Origin of the sequence: Moorena sp. SIO4G3 (genome assembly GCF_010692305.1) — a bacterium.
In the GTDB taxonomy this organism is placed as follows: domain Bacteria; phylum Cyanobacteriota; class Cyanobacteriia; order Cyanobacteriales; family Coleofasciculaceae; genus Moorena; species Moorena producens_A.
Window position 1 is genome coordinate 1 of sequence record NZ_JAAHIG010000475.1, and the last position, 6,073, is coordinate 6,073.

7 protein-coding genes and 1 pseudogene are annotated in these 6,073 nt (G+C 41.1%); 5 read left to right on the forward strand and 3 right to left on the reverse strand.

Annotated features, from left to right (window positions below):
• A pseudogene (locus tag F6J99_RS40385) lies at nucleotides 1–204 on the forward strand (hypothetical protein); the annotation flags it as partial.
• Here the strand turns inward: F6J99_RS40385 and F6J99_RS40390 are convergent.
• The gene (locus tag F6J99_RS40390) at nucleotides 189–344 is read right to left on the reverse strand and encodes a hypothetical protein (protein WP_293121855.1); all 156 of its coding nucleotides are present in this window, start codon (nucleotides 342–344) and stop codon (nucleotides 189–191) included. The pseudogene F6J99_RS40385 and the gene F6J99_RS40390 overlap by 16 nt on opposite strands.
• 36 nt (nucleotides 345–380) lie before the next feature.
• On the opposite strand from F6J99_RS40390, the gene F6J99_RS40395 reads away from it, so the two are divergent.
• The 4 genes from F6J99_RS40395 (at nucleotide 381) to F6J99_RS40410 (ending at nucleotide 3,450) form a co-directional block, all read left to right on the forward strand.
• On the forward strand, nucleotides 381–527 hold the full coding sequence (locus tag F6J99_RS40395) for a hypothetical protein (protein ID WP_293121857.1): 147 nt from the start codon (nucleotides 381–383) through the stop codon (nucleotides 525–527).
• 35 nt (nucleotides 528–562) lie between these two features.
• A complete protein-coding gene (locus F6J99_RS40400; RefSeq protein ID WP_293121870.1) occupies nucleotides 563–2,113 on the forward strand; it encodes an HlyD family efflux transporter periplasmic adaptor subunit in 1,551 nt (516 codons plus the stop codon).
• Between the two features lie 252 nt (nucleotides 2,114–2,365).
• A complete protein-coding gene (locus F6J99_RS40405) occupies nucleotides 2,366–2,686 on the forward strand; it encodes a hypothetical protein (protein WP_293121859.1) in 321 nt (106 codons plus the stop codon).
• A gap of 2 nt (nucleotides 2,687–2,688) precedes the next feature.
• Nucleotides 2,689–3,450, forward strand: a complete 762-nt coding sequence (locus F6J99_RS40410) for a peptidylprolyl isomerase (protein WP_293121861.1) — start codon at nucleotides 2,689–2,691, stop codon at nucleotides 3,448–3,450.
• Between the two features lie 220 nt (nucleotides 3,451–3,670).
• Here F6J99_RS40410 and F6J99_RS40415 read toward each other — a convergent pair whose 3' ends face one another.
• Complete coding sequence (locus tag F6J99_RS40415) at nucleotides 3,671–4,762, reverse strand: T3SS effector HopA1 family protein (protein WP_293121865.1); 1,092 nt, start codon at nucleotides 4,760–4,762, stop codon at nucleotides 3,671–3,673.
• An 11-nt stretch (nucleotides 4,763–4,773) separates the two neighbouring features.
• Entirely contained in the window at nucleotides 4,774–5,988 is a 1,215-nt protein-coding gene (locus F6J99_RS40420; RefSeq protein ID WP_293121868.1) for a hypothetical protein, read from the reverse strand.
• Between the last annotated feature and the right edge of the window lie 85 nt (nucleotides 5,989–6,073).

Here is a 6,073-nt window from a genome sequence, read left to right on the forward strand (position 1 = left end):
GAATCCGAGCGGATTATTCAGACCAATCTCAATACTATTCTCAAAAACCGCACCACCCTAGTGATTGCTCACCGTCTTTCTACCGTACGCAAAGCTGACCTGATTTTAGTCCTCGATAGAGGGGTCTTGATAGAAAGCGGTACTCACGAAGACTTAATGGCAAAGCGAGGACATTATTTCTATCTCAATCAGCAGCAGTTATAGCGCAGGGAGTAGGGAGTAGGGAGTAGGGAGTAGGGAGTAGGGAATAGGGAATAGGGAACAGGGAATAGGGAGTAGGGAGTAGGGAGTAGGGAATAGGGAATAGGGAACAGGGAATAGGGAAGAAATCCTGTGTATCTCACTGGTGAAATCCCTATATAGTTGATTACTCTTGCCTCTTGCCTCTTGCCTTTTGCCTTTTGCCTTTTGCCTCTTGCCTCTTGCCTCTTGCCTTTTGCCTTTTGCCTTTTGCCTTTTGCCTCTTGCCTCTTGCCTCTTGCCTCTTGCCTTTTGCCTTTTGCCTTTTGCCTCTTGCCTTTCCTTAAAAGATTCTGTTCACAACTCAAATGGAAATACTGCTATGCCTGAAAATCATACATTGAATGGACATAGTCCTACTCAAACTATTCCAGACCAGCGTCGGTATCAGGAGTTACTCACCCAACAGACTTCTCAACCTAGCAATCATCAAGCACTCCAAGGTCATGACTGGTCTTATGCTACTAAGGAACTGCTGGATACATTACCCCAGGTTTGGACAAGGGGATTACTGTATTTTTTGATAGTATTTATCGGTATTGCGTTACCTTGGGCGATCTTAGCTCAGGTGGATGAGACGGGGAAAGCCAGAGGACGATTGGAACCTACGGGGGAAACTATCAAACTTGATGCTCCAGTGGCAGGAACCGTAGCAGCAATTAAGGTGAAAGAAGGGGAATTGGTAACGGCTGGTCAAACGTTACTAGAACTGGAATCCGAGTTAGTTAGCACTGAAATTCAGCAGGAACAAAAAAAATTAGAAGGGCAACAGAATCGGCTGAATCAATTAGAGGTGCTGAAAAACCAATTGATACTAGCTCTGCGTACCCAGGAGCAACAAAACCAAGCTCAACAGTTAGAAAAACAGGCGCAAGTCGAGCAAGCACGGCAGAATCTGGAAGCCTTTAAATTCGCCTACAGTTTACAAAAAGAAGAACTATTGGCACAAATAGAGCAGGCACGGCAGGCGATAGACTCTAGGAAGGTTGCCTATGAATTAGAAACCATTCGTTTAGAAAGTGCTGAGGAAAAAATTCCCCGTTACAAAAACGCTTATGAAGAAGGGGTTTTGTCAAAAGAACGCTTTTTAGATGTGCAACAGTCAGCCAAAGAAGCCCAGAAAAATATCATCAGAACTGAATTAGACATAAAACAAGCTCAGTCTCGCCTGAAAGAGCAACAAGGTAGTTATGAAAAGACCATTCATCAAGCCTCGGCTGATATTAAACAAGCTCGCCTGCGCTTACAAGAGCAAGAACGGAGTTATAAAACCTTGGTTCATTCTGGTAAACTAGCTTTACTAAAAAGTGAGGAACAACTCAAGAATATAGAAACCCAAATTACTACCCTCCAAGCTGAACTATCCCAGAGTAAAAGTCAGATTAAATCCTTGGAATTTCAGTTAAATCAAAGGGTGTTAGCTGCTCCGATCGAGGGAATAGTGTTTCAGTCCCCGATCAAAAGTGCCGGAGCTGTAGTGCAACCTGGAGACACTATAGTCGAGATTGCCCCAAAGGGGTCGTTCCTTTCCCTGCGGGCGCAGATTGCTATTTCAGAAAGTGGCTCCTTACGGGAAGGAATGGCAGTAAAAATGAAGTTTGATGCTTATCCTTTTCAAGACTATGGAGTAGTAGAAGGAACGGTAATCAAAATTTCTCCAACCTCCAAGGTGACGGAAACGGAGCAGGGTAAAGTGCCTACCTATGACCTAGAAATTAAACTGAATAAAACCTGTATGCCCACACCAAAAGAATGTATTGCTCTCCGCCCAGGGGACACTGCAACAGCAGAAGTCATTGTCCGCCAGCGTCGGATTATGGATTTAATTCTGGATCCATTTAAGAAGTTGCAGCAGGGGGGTTTGGAATTGTAGCAATTATCAATTGGGTGAAGTACAAAGTCTCAGGTTTTATTAGGGAGTAGGGAGCAGGGAGTAGGGAGTAGTGAAAGAGAGGGAGGTGTGGGTAGTAGCCCCCTAAATCCCCCAAGTTTGGGGGACTTGAATGGGATGGGGCGCGAGTTTGGGGAGTAGCCCCCTAAATCCCCCAAGTTTGGGGGACTTGAATGGGATGGGGCGCGAGTGTGGGGAGTAGCCCCCTAAATCCCCCAAGTTTGGGGGACTTGAATGGGATGGGGCGCGAGTGTGGGGAGTTGGACAGAATCAGCAACTGTCGTGGAAACCCCCAAGACCTCCCTGCTCCCGAGGGGTGCATCTAATTTTTGCTGTTTGACCTGGTGGTGCGTTACGGGACGGACTGTCCCAAAATTGCCTACCGAGAAAATGAGGGCGAGCCCGTCCCTAACGCACCCTACGCAACTGAATTTATGCTCCCGACTCCCGACTCCCGACTCCCGACTCCCGATTCCCGATTCCCGATTCCCGACTCCCGACTCCCTACTCCCTACTCCCTATTCCCTTGTCCAATTAACAATTACCAATAAATAATCATGTTACCAGCTATTACGATTAGCACTGAAGAGATTCTTAACCAAGTTAAACTAACCTGCCAAATTCCTGATATTATTGAAGGGATTGTGACCCGCAAGATTATTGCCGCTACTGCAGAAAGTGCTGGCATTCGTGTAGAGATTGAAGAACTTCAAAAGGCAGCAGACCAATTCCGCTTAATGAACAAACTTGAGAATTCCGAGGACACTTGGGCATGGCTGCAAAAATACAGTATGTCTTTAGATGATTTTGAAGAAATAGTGTATACTAATTTGATGGCTAATAAGTTAGTTCAACATCTGTTTGCGGATAAGGTTGAACCCTATTTCTTTGAACATCAGCTCGATTATGCTAGTGCAGTTATTTACGAAGTCGTTTTAGATGATAAAGACCTAGCCATGGAACTGTTTTATGCCCTGGATGAAGGGGAGACGAGTTTCTATGAGATTGCTCACGAATACATCCAGGATACTGAGTTACGGCGGTCTGGAGGATATCGGGGAATTGTTAAGCGTCAGGAGTTTAAGCCGGAAATTTCTGCTGCTGTCTTTGCTGCTGAGCCGCCACAGTTGCTTAAGCCGATTGTGAGTTCTCAGGGAGTGCATCTGATTTTGGTGGAGGAGATTGTTAAATCGGAATTGGATGGGAAGTTGCGCTCTGAGATTATGTCTGATTTGTTTAGTGGGTGGTTGAAGGGGCAAATTGGGGAAGTTGAAGTTATTAAGGAAATTGACTCTAGTAGCTTAAGTTCTAAGTCTTAACTACAACTTCTAAAGTAATACTGACTGTACTATAGCGTTTATAGGACTCATGAGGTACAGTATTCTTTGACGTTGATTCCCTGTTTTAATGTAGCGCATCGCTATTCCCTCTTAGCTCTTCCCTGTTCCCTGTTCCCTGTTCCCTGTTCCCTGTTCCCTAAAATATAGAAATTGTGTACCTCACCAGTCGTAGAATTGCTATAGTTTTGATGTCTAGTTATTAACTGACTGTCACACCGTTGGTTACATCCAATGGTGTGTAGATATCTTCAGATCCAGGATTGAGGTAGGGGCGCTCTAGGTCAATCCCCATCTGATCAAAGTGTTGAATTATATATTTCATTCGAGCTTCTGGAGATTCATCACCGTTTTGATGAGCTTCTACTAGGGCATTAGCAACAATTTGGCAGCGGTTCATGCCAAAGGTTTCTCCATAGGTAAATAACAGTTGAGAATAAGGGTTTTCTACTAATCCAATCCCAGGAGCAATTGCTTTAGTAAATATAGGAATCTGAGGTTGAAAGTGGGATTCAATTTCTGGGTAAATAGTTTGTAATATTTGTTTAAATAATTGATAGTTACTCCGATGAAACTGAAGCATACCTGAATCATAACGCTGATAATTCAAGGGATTATGTAAGACTTTGAATACAAAGGGTATTTCAATTTCATTCAACTGTGTTGTCAGATACTTCATCAGGATAATTGCTGCTTCAGATTCGAAATTGAAGTAAGCCAATACTACCTGATTGGAAGGATCTTTCCAAAGACTATAATCAATTTCTCCCTCTCCTGCTGCTGTATATAACCGCCTTTCAATACCACCAGCAGGTGTCCATACTGAAACCAAATCATCTACGGAAGCTGATTGTTCTTCTAACTTAAGATGAAGCTCTGGTCGGATGTGAACAGTAATACTATCGTATTTTACAGCAAGACTACTATCATCCTCCTGTTTCACAACACGGTAGTCTGGGTGAAACCAACCTTTGCTGTAATTATTTTTTTCCAGTTCTTGGTAGAATTCCCAATCTACTTCTGCGGAAGCTATCTCTTTTAAAATTTGCTCATTCGTTTGAATTGGTTGGCTAGTTGTTTTAATTAGTGAACCTTCGTAGTAAATTCTATAGATTAGCTCCATCAACTTTAACTTAAAGTAGTTATTTTGAATTTCCTGGGACATTTTTTGAATTTGCAAAATTCTAGCCCTAGGAACTTCTGTAGGTGGAAAGTCATCATAACTAATCTGAAGAGTGGAATAGTCTAGTTGAACATGACTAGCAATGTCCTGTAAGATTTGTAGTAATTGCATAATAGTTAATCCTAATGCTCTTGGAGAGAGTACAACCTTGACTCAATCAGTTGTAATTCTGTGACATCAAAAATAGATCTTAAGGATTTTTCTGGTTGGCACAATAAGCTTTTTGCTACTTGAAGCATACAAATGCCTTGATTACTGAAATCCTGGTGAGACAGAATGTTTTCGAGAATTTTATAAATTAAAGCCAGACCAGCAAACTGAATAACTCGCTTGATAAAATCCGAACGTTCTTCTAAGACTTTTGAGAAAGTCTGCATGTAAGTCTGCAGCATAACCACCATTGAAGGGCGAATGACTTCCAAGGGAATTGTAGCTAGTTGTAGAGATTGCTCTAGTTTAATAGCAGGATGCATAGCTATACTGTTAAGCCATAGCAGCAAATAACCAGCGATCGCTGTTCCTAGATCACAAGCTGGATCGCCCCAATTCCATCTTTCCCAGTCAATTAGCTGAACCAAGTTCTGATCAGAATACTCAGATAATCGCTGCTCCCACTGTCTAGGTATTAAAATTTTGTTTAGCTGAAGATTATTGTGGGTTAGGCAGCAGCGTTGATGATGATCTACAAGATATTTTACTGTTTTTCTCAGGTTGTCATCCCGTTGATAAAATTCAAAAAATCTAAATCCCTCTGCCGGTAATTTAAATAAACTTTCACGCCAAACTCTATCTAAAAGATATTCCTGATAAGGAAATTGGTATAAACAATTATTGTCTTTAACCTCCTTTATAAAATTTTTGTATTTATCGTGAAAATTCACAGTTTCAAGATGCAGCTTAGCTAAAGAAGTTCCGAGTAATTCAGCTACTGAATTTGGAAAACCTTGACAAGTTTTGCCATAACTTTCTGAGCTGATAGCTTCGTAATAACTTTCTAAAGTTATATAATCACTAGGAGATTTATAAACTAGTATCCAATTGTCCCGATCAAAATGAACAATTTCTGGTAGCAACGATGAAGTGTTAACCAAATTAGGGTAATAATTCACTAGTTGATAAATATGCTGCTCATGAAAAATCATATTATTACTATGATCAATACGATAGGCAGGCTCCTGCTTAACAACTAGCTTGCTAGCATCTCCTAAATTGAGTAACCAGTGGCCAGTTTTACTATTTTTAATTTCGACAGTAATATCTTCCCAATCTTTTTTTTTGCAAATTTTACTGTCAACTAAATAAGTTAAAAAAATATTATAATTGAGCTTAATTGTCACAACCAATTTCCTTTTTTACAACCAAAAATTGAATTAAAAGAAAGTAATTATTTTTTTTAATAAAACATAATAGGCATAATATTAG